General features: G+C 59.3%; 14 protein-coding genes and 1 pseudogene. 10 read left to right on the top strand and 5 right to left on the bottom strand.

Annotated features, from left to right (window positions below; translation table 11 throughout):
* The first annotated feature begins 229 nt into the window (after window positions 1–229).
* The 5 genes from ACYVL5_RS22945 (at window position 230) to ACYVL5_RS22925 (ending at window position 7,096) form a co-directional block, all read left to right on the top strand.
* A complete protein-coding gene (locus ACYVL5_RS22945) occupies window positions 230–2,698 on the top strand; it encodes a nitrate reductase subunit alpha (protein WP_460597876.1) in 2,469 nt (822 codons plus the stop codon).
* Between the two features lie 159 nt (window positions 2,699–2,857).
* Window positions 2,858–4,309, top strand: coding sequence for a nitrate reductase subunit beta (gene narH, locus ACYVL5_RS22940; RefSeq protein WP_460597875.1), 1,452 nt, complete (start codon window positions 2,858–2,860; stop codon window positions 4,307–4,309).
* The gene (gene narJ, locus ACYVL5_RS22935) at window positions 4,306–4,851 is read left to right on the top strand and encodes a nitrate reductase molybdenum cofactor assembly chaperone (protein ID WP_460597874.1); all 546 of its coding nucleotides are present in this window, start codon (window positions 4,306–4,308) and stop codon (window positions 4,849–4,851) included. The genes narH and narJ overlap by 4 nt, the downstream gene beginning before the upstream one ends.
* Window positions 4,845–5,510 carry a respiratory nitrate reductase subunit gamma gene (locus tag ACYVL5_RS22930; RefSeq protein ID WP_460597873.1) on the top strand — a complete coding sequence of 222 codons (666 nt, stop codon included), beginning with the start codon at window positions 4,845–4,847 and terminating at the stop codon, window positions 5,508–5,510. The genes narJ and ACYVL5_RS22930 overlap by 7 nt, the downstream gene beginning before the upstream one ends.
* Before the next feature lie 200 nt (window positions 5,511–5,710).
* Complete coding sequence (locus tag ACYVL5_RS22925; protein WP_460597872.1) at window positions 5,711–7,096, top strand: MFS transporter; 1,386 nt, start codon at window positions 5,711–5,713, stop codon at window positions 7,094–7,096.
* Between the two features lie 122 nt (window positions 7,097–7,218).
* Here ACYVL5_RS22925 and ACYVL5_RS22920 read toward each other — a convergent pair whose 3' ends face one another.
* From ACYVL5_RS22920 to ACYVL5_RS22910, 3 genes are all read right to left on the bottom strand, one after another.
* Window positions 7,219–7,563 carry a nucleotidyltransferase domain-containing protein gene (locus ACYVL5_RS22920; protein ID WP_460597871.1) on the bottom strand — a complete coding sequence of 115 codons (345 nt, stop codon included), beginning with the start codon at window positions 7,561–7,563 and terminating at the stop codon, window positions 7,219–7,221.
* Window positions 7,556–7,975 (bottom strand): nucleotidyltransferase substrate binding protein, encoded by a 420-nt coding sequence (locus tag ACYVL5_RS22915; protein WP_460597870.1) that lies wholly within the window; start codon window positions 7,973–7,975, stop codon window positions 7,556–7,558. Before ACYVL5_RS22915 ends, ACYVL5_RS22920 begins: the two co-directional genes overlap by 8 nt.
* Before the next feature lie 91 nt (window positions 7,976–8,066).
* A complete protein-coding gene (locus tag ACYVL5_RS22910; RefSeq protein ID WP_460597869.1) occupies window positions 8,067–8,219 on the bottom strand; it encodes a hypothetical protein in 153 nt (50 codons plus the stop codon).
* A 209-nt stretch (window positions 8,220–8,428) separates the two neighbouring features.
* On the opposite strand from ACYVL5_RS22910, the gene ACYVL5_RS22905 reads away from it, so the two are divergent.
* Together ACYVL5_RS22905 and ACYVL5_RS22900 are read left to right on the top strand one after the other, a co-directional pair.
* Window positions 8,429–8,797 (top strand): hypothetical protein, encoded by a 369-nt coding sequence (locus ACYVL5_RS22905; RefSeq protein WP_460597868.1) that lies wholly within the window; start codon window positions 8,429–8,431, stop codon window positions 8,795–8,797.
* Window positions 8,798–9,521: 724 nt separating this feature from the next.
* Window positions 9,522–9,875 (top strand): hypothetical protein, encoded by a 354-nt coding sequence (locus tag ACYVL5_RS22900; RefSeq protein WP_460597867.1) that lies wholly within the window; start codon window positions 9,522–9,524, stop codon window positions 9,873–9,875.
* A gap of 562 nt (window positions 9,876–10,437) precedes the next feature.
* Here the strand turns inward: ACYVL5_RS22900 and ACYVL5_RS22895 are convergent.
* Both ACYVL5_RS22895 and ACYVL5_RS22890 read right to left on the bottom strand, forming a co-directional pair.
* On the bottom strand, window positions 10,438–11,013 hold the full coding sequence (locus ACYVL5_RS22895; RefSeq protein WP_460597866.1) for a DUF4123 domain-containing protein: 576 nt from the start codon (window positions 11,011–11,013) through the stop codon (window positions 10,438–10,440).
* Window positions 11,014–11,336: 323 nt separating this feature from the next.
* A complete protein-coding gene (locus ACYVL5_RS22890) occupies window positions 11,337–11,513 on the bottom strand; it encodes a hypothetical protein (protein ID WP_460597865.1) in 177 nt (58 codons plus the stop codon).
* Window positions 11,514–11,997: 484 nt separating this feature from the next.
* On the opposite strand from ACYVL5_RS22890, the gene ACYVL5_RS22885 reads away from it, so the two are divergent.
* From ACYVL5_RS22885 to ACYVL5_RS22875, 3 genes and pseudogenes are all read left to right on the top strand, one after another.
* On the top strand, window positions 11,998–12,861 hold the full coding sequence (locus tag ACYVL5_RS22885; RefSeq protein ID WP_460597864.1) for an REP-associated tyrosine transposase: 864 nt from the start codon (window positions 11,998–12,000) through the stop codon (window positions 12,859–12,861).
* An 838-nt stretch (window positions 12,862–13,699) separates the two neighbouring features.
* A complete protein-coding gene (locus ACYVL5_RS22880; protein ID WP_460597863.1) occupies window positions 13,700–14,068 on the top strand; it encodes a transposase in 369 nt (122 codons plus the stop codon).
* Window positions 14,065–14,390, top strand: a pseudogene (locus ACYVL5_RS22875) (IS3 family transposase); the annotation flags it as partial. The gene ACYVL5_RS22880 and the pseudogene ACYVL5_RS22875, both read left to right, overlap by 4 nt.

Raw genomic sequence — 14,390 nt, 5'->3', positions numbered from 1 at the left:
GTGGTGAGAAAAAAGCGGGCGGCAGGATCTTCAGTTCGCGATTTCCGTGAGGCGCCGGCGAGCTCGCTTCGCTCACCGCCTCACATCGTCACAAAACCAAAACCAAACGGCCCCTCAGAGGCGACAACTATCCTGACACAGGGGGCTTCTGCGCGCCGAGGAATTCGAGCGCTCCACCCACCTCGAGCACGCCGACTGGACCCTCTGCGTCGCCACCAGGGACGGGGAGGTGCGGGTTCCCCACGGCAGCCTCGGCTCCCGCTGGAGCAAAGAGGAAGGGAAGTGGAACCTCGACATGAAGGACATGGTCGACGGCAGCGAGATCGACGCGCCCCTCACCCTCCTGGGAGGGGAGACCGCCAAGGTGCGCTTCGTCATCGAGGGGGAGAAGGACCAGCTCCGCGAGGTCCCGGTGATGCGGGTGGCGACCAGGAGCGGGGAGGCGGTGGTGACCACCGTCTTCGACCTGTTGATGGCGCAGTTCGGGGTCTCGCGGGGGCTCAAGGGGGACTATCCCGTCGACTACGAATCCGAGCTCCCCTTCACCCCGAAGTGGCAGGAGAAGCATACCGGCATCGACGCGGCCACCCTGATCCAGATCGCCCGCGAATGGGGGACCAACGGAGAGCAAAGCGGCGGCCGCAACATGGTGATCATCGGCGCCGGGGTTAACCACTGGTACCACAACGACCTCATCTACCGCGCCGCCATCACCGCCCTGGTGCTGACCGGGAGCGTCGGCCGCAACGGGGCGGGGCTCGCCCACTACGTCGGCCAGGAGAAGGTGGCGCCGCTCTCCCCCTGGACCTCCATCGCCATGGCCCAGGACTGGGTGAAACCGTCCCGGCTGCAGAACACCCCGAGCTTCTGGTACCTCCACTCGGACCAGTGGCGCTATGACCGCAGCTTCGTCGACTACTTCAAGCCGGAGACCGGGGAGAAGATGCCGGTCCACGCCGCCGACTTCAACGCCAAGGCGGTCCGGATGGGGTGGCTCCCCTTCGCCCCGCACTTCAACGACAACCCGCTGACACTCGCGGGAAAGGCCAGGTGCGAGGGGTGCCAAAGCGACGCCGAGATCCGGGACTGGCTGGTCGGGCGGCTCAAGAACGGGGCCACCCGCTTCGCGGTCGAGGACCCCGACGGCGCCGGCAACTCCCCCAAGATCTGGTTCATCTGGCGCGGCAACGCCATCTCCTCCTCGGCCAAGGGGCACGAGTTCTTCCTTAAGCACGTGATCGGCTCCCCCAACAGCAACGTGAGCGCGAAAGAGGTCGCCAAGGGGGCGGTGAAGGATGTCGTCTGGCACGACAAGGCCCCGGAGGCCAAGGTCGACCTGGTGGTCGATCTCAACTTCAGGATGGACACCTCGACCCTCTACTCCGACATCGTGCTCCCGGCCGCCACCTGGTACGAGAAGAGCGACCTGAACACCACCGACATGCACTCCTTCGTGAACTGCATGGACGCCGCGGTTCCCCCCTCCTGGGAGTCGAAGAGCGACTGGAAGATCTTCAGCCTGATCGCCAAGAAGGTGAGCGAGCTAGCGGAGCGCCACCTCCCGAACCCGGTGAAAGACGTGATTGCCGCTCCGCTTCTGCACGACACCCCGGGCGAGATCGCCCAAAGAAGCGTCCGGGACTGGAAGCTCGGCGAATGCGAACCGATCCCCGGGAAGACCATGCCCAACCTCGCAGTGGTGGAGCGCGACTACCCGAACATCTACAACCGCTTCATGTCGCTTGGCCCCGAGATCGGGCACCTCGGCTCGCACGGCAACTACTACGACGCCGACGACGAGGCCGAAAAGCTCAAGGAGACCCTCCCGACCCGGACCTTCAAGGGAGAGCGCCGGGTGAACCTGGAGGACGAGCGGACCGTGGCGGACGTCATCCTCTCGCTTGCCTCCGAGACCAACGGGGAGCTCGCCCACCGCGCCTTCCAGAAGCTGGAGAAGCGGGTCGGCAAGCCGCTCTCCCAGATCTCCGCGGGTAACCGCGACTTCCGGATGAAGTGGGAGGACGTGACCCAGAAGCCTAGGCGCGCCATCACCTCCCCGATCTGGAGCGGGCTCATGAACAACGGGCGCCCCTACGCCCCCTTCACCTTGAACGTGGAGCACGACGTCCCCTGGCGCACCCTCTCGGGGAGGCAGACCCTCTACCTCGACCACCCGTACTACCGGGAGTTCCACGAGGCGCTCCCCACCTTCAAGGGGAAACTCGACCCCTCCCTTCTGGACGAGACCGAGGGGGAAAAGGGGCTGGTGCTGAACTTCCTGACCCCGCACGGCAAGTGGGGGATCCACTCCACCTACAGCGACAACCTGAGGATGCTTACCCTGTCGCGCGGAGGCCAGGCCGTCTGGCTGAACGACGAGGACGCGGCCGGGGCCGGCATCGAGGACAACGAGACGGTGGAGATGTACAACGCCAACGGCGTGGTGGTCTGCCGCACCATCATCTCCTCCCGGATTCCCAAGGGTGCCGCCATCATGTACCACGCGCCGGAGAGGACCCTCAACATCAAGAAGTCGAAGAAGACCGGCAAGCGCGGAGGGGTCCACAACAGCCTGTCGAGGATCCGCCTCAAGCCGACCCTCATGCTGGGAGGCTACGCCCAGGCGAGCTACTACTTCAACTACTGGGGCCCCACCGGGGTGAACCGCGACAGCTACGTGGTGATCAGAAAAATCTAAACGACAAAAACCGGTTCTAGGTTCTACGTTCTAGGTTCTAGGTTGAAGGCAAAAATCGTGAGACAAGCCGAGCCAAGGGGTGTGCAGTGGAGGCGAATGGTTTCACAACCTAGAACCTAGAACATAGAACTGTTTCTAGAACTGTTTCTCGAGGTTTCCATGGACGTCAGAGCACAGATAGTGATGGTTTTCAACCTGGACAAATGCATCGGGTGCCACACCTGCAGCATTTCCTGCAAGAACATATGGACCGACCGCAAGGGCGCCGAATACATGTGGTGGAACAACGTGGAGACCAAGCCCGGCGTCGGCTACCCCAAGAACTGGGAGAACCAGGAGCGCTTCAAGGGTGGATGGGTCAAGGACGGCAACCAGCTCAAGCTGAAGGCACTCGGCAAGGGGCCGACCCTCGCCAACATGTTCTTCCAGCCCAACATGCCGAAGATCGACGACTACTACGAGCCGTTCGACTTCGACTACGGCAACCTGGCCGGCGCCAAGGAGGGGAACGACCAGCCGGTCGCCGAGGCCTTCTCCCAGGTCTCCGGCAAGAAGATCGAGGAGATCCAGGGGGGACCTAACTGGGACGACGACCTCTCCGGCTCCCGGATCTACGCCGCCAACGACCCGAACCTCCAGGACAAGAAGGTCATCGATTCCTACAACTCGATGTTCATGCAGTACCTGCCGCGCATCTGCAACCACTGCCTGAACCCGGCCTGCGCCGCCTCCTGCCCCTCCCGCGCCATCTACAAGCGGGGTGAGGACGGCGTCGTGCTGGTGGACCAGGAGGTCTGCAAGGGGTGGCGATTCTGCACCTCGGCCTGCCCGTACAAGAAGGTCTACTTCAACTGGAACACCGGCAAGGCGGAGAAGTGCATCTTCTGCTATCCGCGGGTGGAGAGCGGGCAGTGCAACGCCTGCGCCCACTCCTGCGTGGGGCGCATCCGCTACGTCGGCGTCCTCCTCTACGACGCGGACGGGGTGGAGGCGGCGGCCCTCAAGGAAGACCGGGAGCTGGTTGAGGCGCAGCGTGCCCTCATCCTCGACCCGCAGGATCCCGCGGTGCAGGAGGGAGCCAGGAAGAACGGGGTCCCCGAGCAGTGGATCGAGTCGGCGGTCAAGTCGCCGGTCTACGCCCTGGTCAAGGAGTTCGCCGTGGCGCTCCCGCTCCATCCGGAGTTTCGGACCGTCCCGATGACCTACTACATCCCGTCCCTCTCCCCGGTCCTCTCCACCTGGGGCGATACCCACAAGCTCCTCGAGCACGGGATCATCCCGGCCCTGGAGACCCTGAGGGTGCCGATCGGCTACCTGGCGAGCCTCCTTTCCGGCGGAAACGAAGGGATCATCGAGGAGGTGCTGAAGAAGCTGATCGCGCTCAGGGTCTTCATGCGGGGCGAAAACCTGAAGCTTCCGGTCGATGCCGGGGTGCTCGCAGAGGCGGGGCTGGATCTCGAAGGGACCAGGCGGCTGTACCGGCTCTGCACCACGGCAAGCTACCAGGAGCGCTTCATCATCCCGCCGCAGCAGCGCGAGGAGCAGGACCCGGAATTGCGCAAGCAGCAGGCGGGCTTCGGCATCCTGAAGAAGACGAGGGGGGGCAAATGAAGCTGACCGATTCCTATCAGGGGCTCGCGCAGCTCCTCGACTACCCCCGGGAACGTGAGGGGCTCCTCCGCTCACTGGACACGGTGGCCGGCTACCTCGAGGAGAAGGAGTTCGCCGCCCCCGTCGTCCCCTTTAAGGAGCTGGTGCGGAGCTCGACCCTGGCCGAGCTGCAGGAGGATTACGTCACCCGCTTCGACTTCAATCCGGCGGCCGCCCCGTACCTGGGGCACCACCTCTACGGGGACAACCAGAAGAAGGGAGCCTACCTCATCCAGGTGAAGCAGGAGTTCCTGCGCCACGGCTTCGACCCCGACGGCTGCGAGCTCCCGGACCACCTCCCGGTCCTCCTTGGTTTCCTCGGCCACCTGGCAAGCCGTGGCGAGGACGCGGTGCGGCGCCGCTTCATCGAGGAGCTGGTCCTCCCGGGGCTTAACCGCCTGATCGAGACCGAGACGCAGCGCGACGCGTCCCCCTGGTCGCCGCTCATCGAGGCGGCCGGGATACTCTGCAACGCCGACTGCCAGGAGGTGGCAACATGCTGAACTCTCTCATATTCATAGCGCTCCCCTACGTGGCGCTCGCCCTGGTGCTCCTCGTTACCCCGTACCGGTTCCTCTCCAACCGGCTCACCTGGACCGCCTACTCCACCCAGTTCCTGGAGCGGAAGATGCTCTTCTGGGGGATCAATCCCTGGCACTACGGGATCATCCCGGTCCTCGCCGCCCATATCGTCGGCTTCGCCTTTCCCAACCAGGTCAAGGCGTTCCTCGGCAACCAGGAGACCCTCCTGGCGGTGGAGAGCTTCGGTCTGGGACTCGGGCTCTTCGCGGTGATCGGGTCGCTCATCCTCCTTTTGCGGCGCGCGAACTCCGGGATGCTGAAGCGGGTCACCTTCACGGGGGACTGGCTGGTCCTCTATCTGCTGCTGTTCCAGGCCGCCACCGGCATCTACATCAGCTACTTCCTGCGCTGGGGATCCGCCTGGTACCTGCAGACCGCGGTCCCCTACCTCTGGTCGGTGGTCTCCTTCGACCCGCAGCTCGCGTACGTGACCGATCTCCCGCTGGTGGTGAAGCTCCACGCGGCGGGCGCCTTCCTGATCGTGGCGGTGCTCCCCTTCACAAAACTGGTGCACATGCTCTACCTCCCGGTCGACTTCCTGAAGGATCCCCCCCTTTTGTACCGCTGGCGTTCGAAGTAGCCTTTTCGCGATCACCTCTCCCCGCTGGTGAGATCCCCCCTCCCCCCGGGCTTGCGGGATCCCCCCCAAGCCTGCGGGATCCCCTCTCCCCCCGGGAGAGGGTTAGGGTGAGGGAGATTTTGATTCAGACACCACCCATGCCCTGAGGGGCCTCGACCGTAGAGGTCGAGGCTTCCCTGCCGATACCCCAAGGAGGGATCATGTCGTCTCGCGTATTAACCGTTTGGAACCCTGAAGATCAGGCCTTTTGGCAGCAGCAGGGGGCAGGCGTTGCCTCCCGCAACCTCTGGATCTCGATCCCCTCGCTGTTTCTCTCCTTCGCGGTCTGGATGGTCTGGAGCGTGGTGGTCGTCAACCTGCAGACCATCGGCTTCGGCTTCGACGCCGAGAAGCTCTTCTGGCTGGCGGCCCTTCCCGGCCTCTCCGGGGCCACCTTGAGGATCTTCTACTCCTTCATGGTCCCCATCTTCGGGGGGCGGAAGTGGACCACCATCAGCACCGCTTCGCTGCTTGTCCCCGCCATCGGGATCGGATTCGCCGTCCGCGATACCCACACGAGCTACACGACCATGCTGGTACTCGCCCTTCTCTGCGGGTTGGGCGGCGGCAACTTCGCATCCAGCATGTCCAACATCAGCTTCTTCTACCCCAAGGCCAAGAAGGGAACCGCCTTAGGGCTCAACGCGGGGCTCGGAAACCTCGGCGTGAGCGCCATGCAGTTCCTGGTACCGCTGGTCATCACCACCGGGATGTTCGGCGCCCTTTGCGGCGGCCCGCAGATGTGCGTCATCAAGGGGGTCACCAAGAGCGTCTGGATGCAGAACGCCGGCTTTATCTGGGTTCCCTTCATCGTCGCCTCGACCTTGGCCGCCTGGTTCGGGATGGACGATATCGCCACCGCCAAGGCCTCCTTCAAGGATCAGTCGGTCATCTTCCGCCGTAAGCACAACTGGATCATGTGCTGGCTGTACCTCGGGACCTTCGGCTCCTTCATCGGCTACTCCGCAGGGCTCCCGCTCCTCATCAAGTCCCAGTTCCCGGGGATCAACCCGACCCAGTACGCTTTCCTCGGCCCGCTGGTGGGGGCGGCCTGCCGCCCGGTTGGGGGATGGATCGCCGACAAGCTCGGCGGGGCACGGGTGACCTTCTGGAACTTCGTCGCCATGGCGGCTTTCACCCTGGGCGTACTCCATTTCCTGCCGCATGGCGGCTCCGTGGGAAGCTTCTGGGGCTTTCTCGCCATGTTCATCCTGATCTTCATCACCACCGGCATCGGTAACGGTTCCACCTTCCGGATGATCCCGGTCATCTTCCTGACCGAGAGGCAAAGAGCTGCGGCCGGCAAGGGAAGCCAGGCAGAAGCACAGGCGACCACCGAGGCCGCCAAGGAAGCCGCCGCCGTGCTCGGCTTCAGCTCCGCCTTCGCGGCCTACGGTGCTTTCTTCATCCCGAAGGCCTTCGGCACTTCGATAGCGGCCACCGGCGGCCCCGAAGCCGCCCTCTACGGTTTCCTCGGCTTCTACCTCTCCTGCCTCGCCCTCACCTGGTTCTGCTACTCCCGCAAGAACTCCGGCATGCCCTGCTGACCGAAGCGCGAAAGTGAAAGGGGACTGGCTCCACCGGTGCCAGTCCCCCTCCCTGAAACTCCCCTCCACTCCTCCATTTACTCCCAATCGACCGGGTGCTTTTCTGTTTCCAGCTAGTCCTTCTACTTTCCCACCCGGCCCCCTCTCCGAAACGTTTCGGCGTTGTAGAACTCGACGCCCACCCGTTGGATATGGCCGATGAGGTTGGGGTTTTCGATGCGATGGAGAAGAGAGATGTCGAAAGAATAGGGAAGGTCGAGGTCATCGAGGGCGAGACAGACATCTTGCAGGAAACCTTTCGGTAACTCGCCTACCGTGACGAGCGTGAGGTCGATATCGGAGCCGGGTTTGTAATTACCCTTGGCGCGCGAGCCGTAGAGAATGGCACGCTTGATCTCCGCGCAACCGGCAAAGACCGAGCAGACTTTTTCTATAACCCCGGGGCTCAATCCGAACTGTTCAGTCATGGGGCTCCAGGTGCCGAGTCAGGTTTTCCTTAAGGGCGACAAACTCAGGATAGTAGGAGCGGGCGATGTCTTCGAGAATCTCCCGCGTCACCTCTTCATCATAGGTGTGTACCGTAAGCGCGCGACTCTTGATCATCTGCAGCCAGACATCGCCGTTAGCGATGAGCCCCCGCCGGAAGGCGATCCTGACCGCGTCGCGACTCCCCTGGATCCCTTGCTCCCCTTGATACTCGTAGAAATCCTTCAGGACGTTCCAGGCCAACTCATAGTTGTACTCGAACGCTTTGATGACACCCTGCTGTTCAAGCACCGAGAGGTCGCGCTGCTTCAACAATGCCATAGCATCGTCCAACTGCTTCAACGATCTCTGAAAATTCTCGAACCGCTGCATCCAACGGACGTCTTCGCTCATGACCATCCCTTTCAGGACAACTGCAGTGGATTTGGCAGCGGTGGGACCGACAGTATGTTGCCGAGACGTCTGCAAATTAGCCTAAGAGTGGCTACAAGTCAACCACCCGTCCTTGCTGCCCCAAAAGACCTCGCCGTCCCAATCGCCATCGCGCGAACCACTTCCTCTCCTTGGTCTGCGAGTAGTAGAGCACCTCGTCCCGCTCGTTGACGAAGGAGATGTCCACCGGGAGATGGGTCAGCATCAGGTTGACGAACTCCGGCGTTTATGAAGAAGTTCAGCAAGAACGGGTATGCCTGAAAGAGATCGTCGAGTTTGGTCTTGGCGCTGTTAAGATTCCCACCACGCCCCTCATCCCCCCAAGACTGCTTGCGTTAGATTTTTATAATGTTAGAATTGCGGCAACTGCCGCTGCTGACGAGCAAGAAACGAACATCAACGACGGGGGACTACATGGTCAAGGGATCATTTGACCTGACAGGGAAGGAGGCGGTCTATCTAAGCAACGTCCAACGGTACCTCTCCGGACTGTACCTCCTGGAGCTTTACCGGAATCCGCCAACCGGCTTTCCAACGCTTGAGGAGCTGGCGGCGATGGTTGCCAAGTTCAAGGAGTTATATGAAGCCGCGATCAATTTCGACCGTCTTCAGATCAAGAGGCGCAACGAGGTACGTAAGGCATTGACCGTGATGTTCAAAAAGGTCGGCCACTACCTCCAGACGGTTGCGGAAGAGGAAGACACCGTCGCGCTCCTCCAGATCGGTTTCAACGTGCATGCTCCTCGCAAGAGGAATCAGGTTGTTGTACAGACCGCACAGTAAGGATTTAAGTACTGCGATGGATAGCTCACCATTGAGCATGGGGCTCAGACCTTTTTTTGCCGGAGGATCGGGGGCGGCACGCAAGATAGCCCCCCCGATCGGGCCGGTACAACGTCGTTAGCAGCGGCAGTGGGAATGGTGAGCTTCCCCCCGGGAACCGGTCGACACATCGGTTGGTTTCCGGGGATTTATTTTTGCCCCCCCTCCTCATTTGCCTTTCCCCCTCAACGATTTCCCTTCCGGTTTAAGCTCTCCTCCCCCCCCCTCGACGAATACGATAACGGTCGCTGGCCTTGTCATTGGTGCAGCTGCAGCTTCGTATTTGGTCGGCACCGCCGGCAACATCGTAACGGCAAAATCCTTGATGATCGCGTCAGATTTCTTGGTGGCAGCTGCAAAATTCCGAATTGCAGCTGCATTATTATTTGTGGCAGCTGCCGTCTCGTTTCCGATACCGACGCTTGGGGGACCTTCTAGCCTCCGGATGCTTTGAGGGCGCTACCGATTTCCAGATGGGCAGCCTTCCCAACGATTCATGCAGCTACCATTAAAAAATATGAAGCTACACCGACGACGATGGTCGCAGCAGTTTTATTGCCTGGAGTTTCATTTTTAATTGGAGCAGTGACCATTGTGGAAATGGCAGCATCGACGTAGCATTTCGCAGCTCGCAAAAACCCGCGACGAGCCGGCATGTTTTCAAAATGGAGCTCCGAGGATGGACATGGCAGCTATGGTAAAGGATTCGATAGCGACGAAATTTTGGGATGGAGTGACGAAATTTTCGAATGAAGTGACGAAATTTAGGAAGGGAGCGCGGACAGGTGAAACCGCACCTTCAACCCTAGATTCTGTAGCGGCCAAAAGTACGGGTGGCGTTTCCGGTTTCTTCATCTTAGCGGCCACTATCGTACAGGCAGTGCCGGCTACGGATTTCGCAGATGACAAAAGCAAGCCGGTCGGAGCCGACTTCCCGATGTTAACGGCATTTTCGTTTGAGGCAGCCGGCGCTTTAGCGCCTCAAGAGCGATACGACCAAGCCCTCTCGTCAGCTTTCCAGCTTAATTTTGCAAAATAAGTAAAATATACTTTCCTTAACCTCTACCCGGTGATGGCACCCCATCTAATATGGCCATGTCCCTTTCATGTTGTACCGCTGGTGCCAGCCTCGGTAATATTTATTTTTCCGCCCCCTCCATTGAAACCGCTTCACCTGCCTAAAAAAAAAACGGTTCCAGCGGTCCAGTTGAAAATTTACTGCCTTCATGCTGGCTTAAGCTTCTTCGTGCATGGTTATAACCACGCATCTGCATGTGCCTGAAATTCCATGCCGCAAGGTACCCTTGGACGCGGCTCGGCATGAAAGCGAAACGGAAACGGGAAATTGCCGTATCGGCGGTTTCTTCCCTACAACGCGCTGGGCTGCATCCTGTGGGCCACCGTCTTCGAGCTGCTGGGGTACTTTTTCGGGGAGAACTGGCGGCTTTTGGAGAAATGGATCGGACGCGCAGGAGCAGTTATCGGCGGACTGCTTATCTTTGTAATTTTTCTCGTGTGGCTCTGGCAGTGGCTGTTGCGGCACGAGAATGAACTTCGGGAACAGTGGCGGGGATTCCTGGAGCAGCCTCGCGTCGCTGCTTTTAGGCAGCGCATGTCGCCTCAGATTCGGTTCCTTCAGAATCGGTTGCCCCCCGGCGGATAGAGGATTCTAAATAAATGGCGTGCAGTGGCCCGAAGAACTTCCCGAGCTCCATTTCATAGCAGGTGGGCAGGTAGTCCCGCAGGATCCGTGGGTCATAGAAACGAAAAAGCGCAGGCCTGCCGTCGGGGAGTCTCACGGAAAGCAGCCGGCGCAGATGTCGGCGCACGGCCGCCAAATCTGCCGATGAGGTGAGGAAGATCCCCCAGCTCTTGCCCCAGGCTTCAGCAACGAGACGCCTCAGAAAATCTCCCCCCTGCGAAAGGGCGACGATATAGGGTCCGCGGCCGTCCATGAGCGAGGCAAGCCCATCGCTGTAAAGGATGCGGAATTCGCAACCGCTATCTTCGAGCAGAGGCAATAACCTTCTGTCCCGCGCGGAATCGACGACAGCATAGAGAGGCAAGCGCAGCCGGTTGAAAAACGCCGGCAGATCCTCGATGGGGTCGGCGAACAGTTGGTTCGCTCTTGAATGCAGCTGCGTTACCTCCCCACAACCACAAAAGGGCCCTTCCATACACCCTCCTTGACAAAATTAATCTATCCCAATCTACTTCTTTTGGGAGGAAAATCAACCGACCAAAGAAAGCCTGGCGGAGGCGCCGGTTCGACGAGGAATGGAGGCAGGCTTAGAAAGTGAAAGCGGGCGGAAGGACTTCTCTTGACACAGCTAGGGAACGGTCGGGGAGGCGGCGGACAGCTTGGGGGACGGGCAGCTTTCAAGTTTTCCAGGAATGGTTCTATCGGATCCGGAACTGGCGGTACGTTTTCATTTCAGTCGCGATTGGACAAAAGCGGAGTGCCACCAAGGGAGCCAGCCCCCCTTTGCGCTATTCTTCTCTACACTTCAGACTCTTTCACGCAATATACCCCGTGATGGGCCTCGGTATCGGCGCGATGAGCGGCGAGATCGACGGCAACGGCATCGACCTTCTTGTCCAAGGTATCGACCCTCTTGTTAAGAACCTCAACCTTGAAATCCACCTGGTCGATCTTCTCGTTCAGCTCCCTTCGCATCGTCTGCATCTCAGCATGGAGGGAGGCATGCCCCTCAACGAAGTTGAAACTTGCTGTTCATATCCTCCAGGAGAATCTGCAGGTGGTCCTTTTCCATGGGCGGCCCTCCGGTTGGGCGGAATTCCACTCGTCAATCTAGCACGCGTTAGGTGCAGTGTCAAAGCGGGAACGGACGGGGCTAGCGTAGAGGTGCGCCAATATGATCGGCATCGTCACAATATGGCGGGTGGGAGGTATGATGTACTGACCATCCTCTCATGAAGCAATGGGACAGGTTGTATGAATGACAACTTTTCCTTGAAATCTCTCCAGGAGGTGTAATATATAGATGCTCCCAGAACCGCTGACACCGCCGTACGCTGAGAAGATCATCCTCAACATCCTGAAAAAAGGCAGTGTTGCCTATGCGGAGCCGCACGCCTTGCAGCGGGAAGTCCTGGGTGCCAGGTCTTGAATTATTACTTTTATCGGTTAACATCGCTTCATGTCCCGCCCTCTTCGTGTACAGTTTCCCTTCGCGGTTTACCACGTCACTTCTCGTGGTAACGCTCGCGCCGATATTTTCATCGACGACCAGGATCGATGTGCTTTTCTCGATGGCATCTCCGCCCTTGTTACACGATACAACTGGATCTGCCATGCTTACTGCCTGATGAACAACCACTACCACCTTCTCGTTGAGACTCCGGATGCTAATTTGTCTGAGGGGATGCGCCAACTTAATGGCAACTACACGCAGGCGTTCAACAGAAGACATAACCGCGTTGGCCACATCTTCCAGGGGCGGTACCGAGCCTTGGTGGTCGAAAGGGATTCGCACCTGTTAGAACTATGCCGTTATGTGGTACTGAACCCGGTCCGGGCAGGGATGGTGGCGGCACCCGAGCAATGGCGCTGGAGCAGTTTTCGCGCAACCGCCGGTGAAAGAAAGGGGGAGAAATGGCTAACCTTAGACTGGATCCTCAGTCAGTTTGGCTCGTCCAGAACCGAAGCTCACCGGAAATATCGCAGTTTCGTTTGTGATGGGATCTCTTCGAAGGGCACTCCTTGGGTGGAGGCGATTGGCGGGATCGTTCTCGGAAGCGATGGGTTGGTAACCAAGGTGCACGATCGGTTGACGGGCCAGGAGGATTTGATTGAAATCCCAAGGGCCCAGCGTTTAATCGGTCGTCCGCGCCTGAACGAGTTGTTCGGTGGTTGCGTGCCTGGGCCAAAGGCACAAAGGGACTCTGCTATAACAGAAGCTCACCTACGTTATGGCTACACACTCACTGAAATCGCAGCTCACCTTGGGATGCACTACGCCTCTATCAGCAAAATCATCAAACGAGAATCTCCCAAAAGGTGATAATTCAAGACCTGGCACCGGTCTGGGGGGGTGTTTTAACAACTTAAGCTCAACCGTTCGGCCGTTTTTTGTTTGCAAAGGTTCAACCGGTGATACCATCTACCAACGCTTTGGTCAAAGTTTAGTCAAAGGCATCACGCAGAATGTTGGGCGAAGATATCACCAAGCACGCTCGGCGTTATTCGGCGCATCGTCGCCGGTTATGACTGGCTTGCCGTCGCGCCAGGTCACAGCGTACTGCCCCAACCGTTTCTTCTTTTCCAGGGTTTGCCTCACGGCGTTCTGGAGGGTTTCCAGTACACGCTGTCCTTCCCTCGATTCGGCCGTCTTGCCGCGTCCTGGCTTGAGTTCACAACCTCTCCCTCCACGACGAAGGCAGAGACATTAGCAGAGTCAGTTGTTACATTCTTGTTGTACAGTGCCACTGTGTTGGGGTGGAGTCCTGCCGGGTTAAAGACAGTTGTGCGGCACCCAGTAACCGTCCCAACTGCGGAAGCCATGCCGCCGCCCAGAGAGTGCCCTGCTGACTCAAATTGGCCACCCATAAAATCGTTTAACCTCTGGCCCAGTTTAATGGCTTGCTTGTAGTAACTGCTCGTTTTGCCACGTGCTTGAGCATAGTCCGCTTGGCAATCTTCAAGACAGTTTGGGTCCGTACCTTTAAAGACGATAACGGGTTTGGCGTCGGCACCGAAAACTTCCTTGTCCGGTATGTAGAGCTCCGCACGGAAGTTAGATTTGGGTGGCGCCAACATCTTCCGCGAGAGACCGTACTATGGCGGCGCCGGTTTTCTTGGACACGAGATTGTGCTAAATCAAGTGACCAAGGAGATCGAACATGGAAAACAAGGGAAGCCGTCTCGGTGCAGCGGAGGGAGAGCGTAGCTCGACCGACGCTGCACCTGGGACGAAAGTTAAACGCTGGAGCGCCAACCGCAAAAAGGAAGCCGTCCTTCGCTTGATGAGGGGCGAACCCGTCGATGCCCTGAGCCGAGAGCTGGGCGTCGAAATCTATCTCCTTGAAGAGTGGCGAGAGAAGGCTCTCCAAGGGATCGAAACCGCACTCAAAGCCCGCGAGAATGATCCTCTCACTGCCGAACTCGATGCAGCTAAACGCCGCATTGGTGAAATCAGCATGGAGAACGAGCTCCTGCGCGAGAGGATGAGGAAGCAGTTCCCTTTAGCCAAGGGGAGGTCGAAACGATGAGTGCCACGATCTCCCCGGCGACGGGCAAGCCCTACGGCATTCAGCGAGTGTGCAAGATCTGGGATTTCCCGCGGTCCACCTTCTATACGCGTAAAGCTCGTGTGGAAACGTCACCTCCAGCCCCAGCAGCCAAACGCGGGCCGAAGACTCTTCTCTCGGACGATGAGCTGCTTGAGCTTATCCGTGTCGACCTGGCAAGCTCTGCCTTCAAGGGCGAAGGGCATCGCAAGGTCTGGGGGCGACTCCGCTTTGGGAAGGGGCACAAGGTCAGCCGCAAGCGAGTCTTGCGCATCATGCGGCAGAACCAGTTGCTCTCCCCATA

It is taken from the genome of Geomonas sp. Red276, from assembly GCF_054784495.1.
Note: the sequence above shows the minus strand (reverse complement) of the source record. Positions and strands in the feature narration are given on the sequence as shown.

Bases quoted from the DNA above. Each gene is read 5' to 3' on its own strand.
- ACYVL5_RS22915 (WP_460597870.1), bottom strand. From the start codon at position 7,975: ATGAGCGAAGACGTCCGTTGGATGCAGCGGTTCGAGAATTTTCAGAGA.
- ACYVL5_RS22905 (WP_460597868.1), top strand. From the start codon at position 8,429: ATGGTCAAGGGATCATTTGACCTGACAGGGAAGGAGGCGGTCTATCTA.
- ACYVL5_RS22895 (WP_460597866.1), bottom strand. From the start codon at position 11,013: ATGGAAGGGCCCTTTTGTGGTTGTGGGGAGGTAACGCAGCTGCATTCA.
- ACYVL5_RS22925 (WP_460597872.1), top strand. From the start codon at position 5,711: ATGTCGTCTCGCGTATTAACCGTTTGGAACCCTGAAGATCAGGCCTTT.
- ACYVL5_RS22890 (WP_460597865.1), bottom strand. From the start codon at position 11,513: ATGCGAAGGGAGCTGAACGAGAAGATCGACCAGGTGGATTTCAAGGTT.
- ACYVL5_RS22910 (WP_460597869.1), bottom strand. From the start codon at position 8,219: ATGCTGACCCATCTCCCGGTGGACATCTCCTTCGTCAACGAGCGGGAC.
- ACYVL5_RS22885 (WP_460597864.1), top strand. From the start codon at position 11,998: ATGTCCCGCCCTCTTCGTGTACAGTTTCCCTTCGCGGTTTACCACGTC.
- ACYVL5_RS22920 (WP_460597871.1), bottom strand. From the start codon at position 7,563: ATGACTGAACAGTTCGGATTGAGCCCCGGGGTTATAGAAAAAGTCTGC.
- ACYVL5_RS22880 (WP_460597863.1), top strand. From the start codon at position 13,700: ATGGAAAACAAGGGAAGCCGTCTCGGTGCAGCGGAGGGAGAGCGTAGC.
- narH (WP_460597875.1), top strand. From the start codon at position 2,858: ATGGACGTCAGAGCACAGATAGTGATGGTTTTCAACCTGGACAAATGC.
- ACYVL5_RS22930 (WP_460597873.1), top strand. From the start codon at position 4,845: ATGCTGAACTCTCTCATATTCATAGCGCTCCCCTACGTGGCGCTCGCC.
- ACYVL5_RS22900 (WP_460597867.1), top strand. From the start codon at position 9,522: ATGGCAGCTATGGTAAAGGATTCGATAGCGACGAAATTTTGGGATGGA.
- narJ (WP_460597874.1), top strand. From the start codon at position 4,306: ATGAAGCTGACCGATTCCTATCAGGGGCTCGCGCAGCTCCTCGACTAC.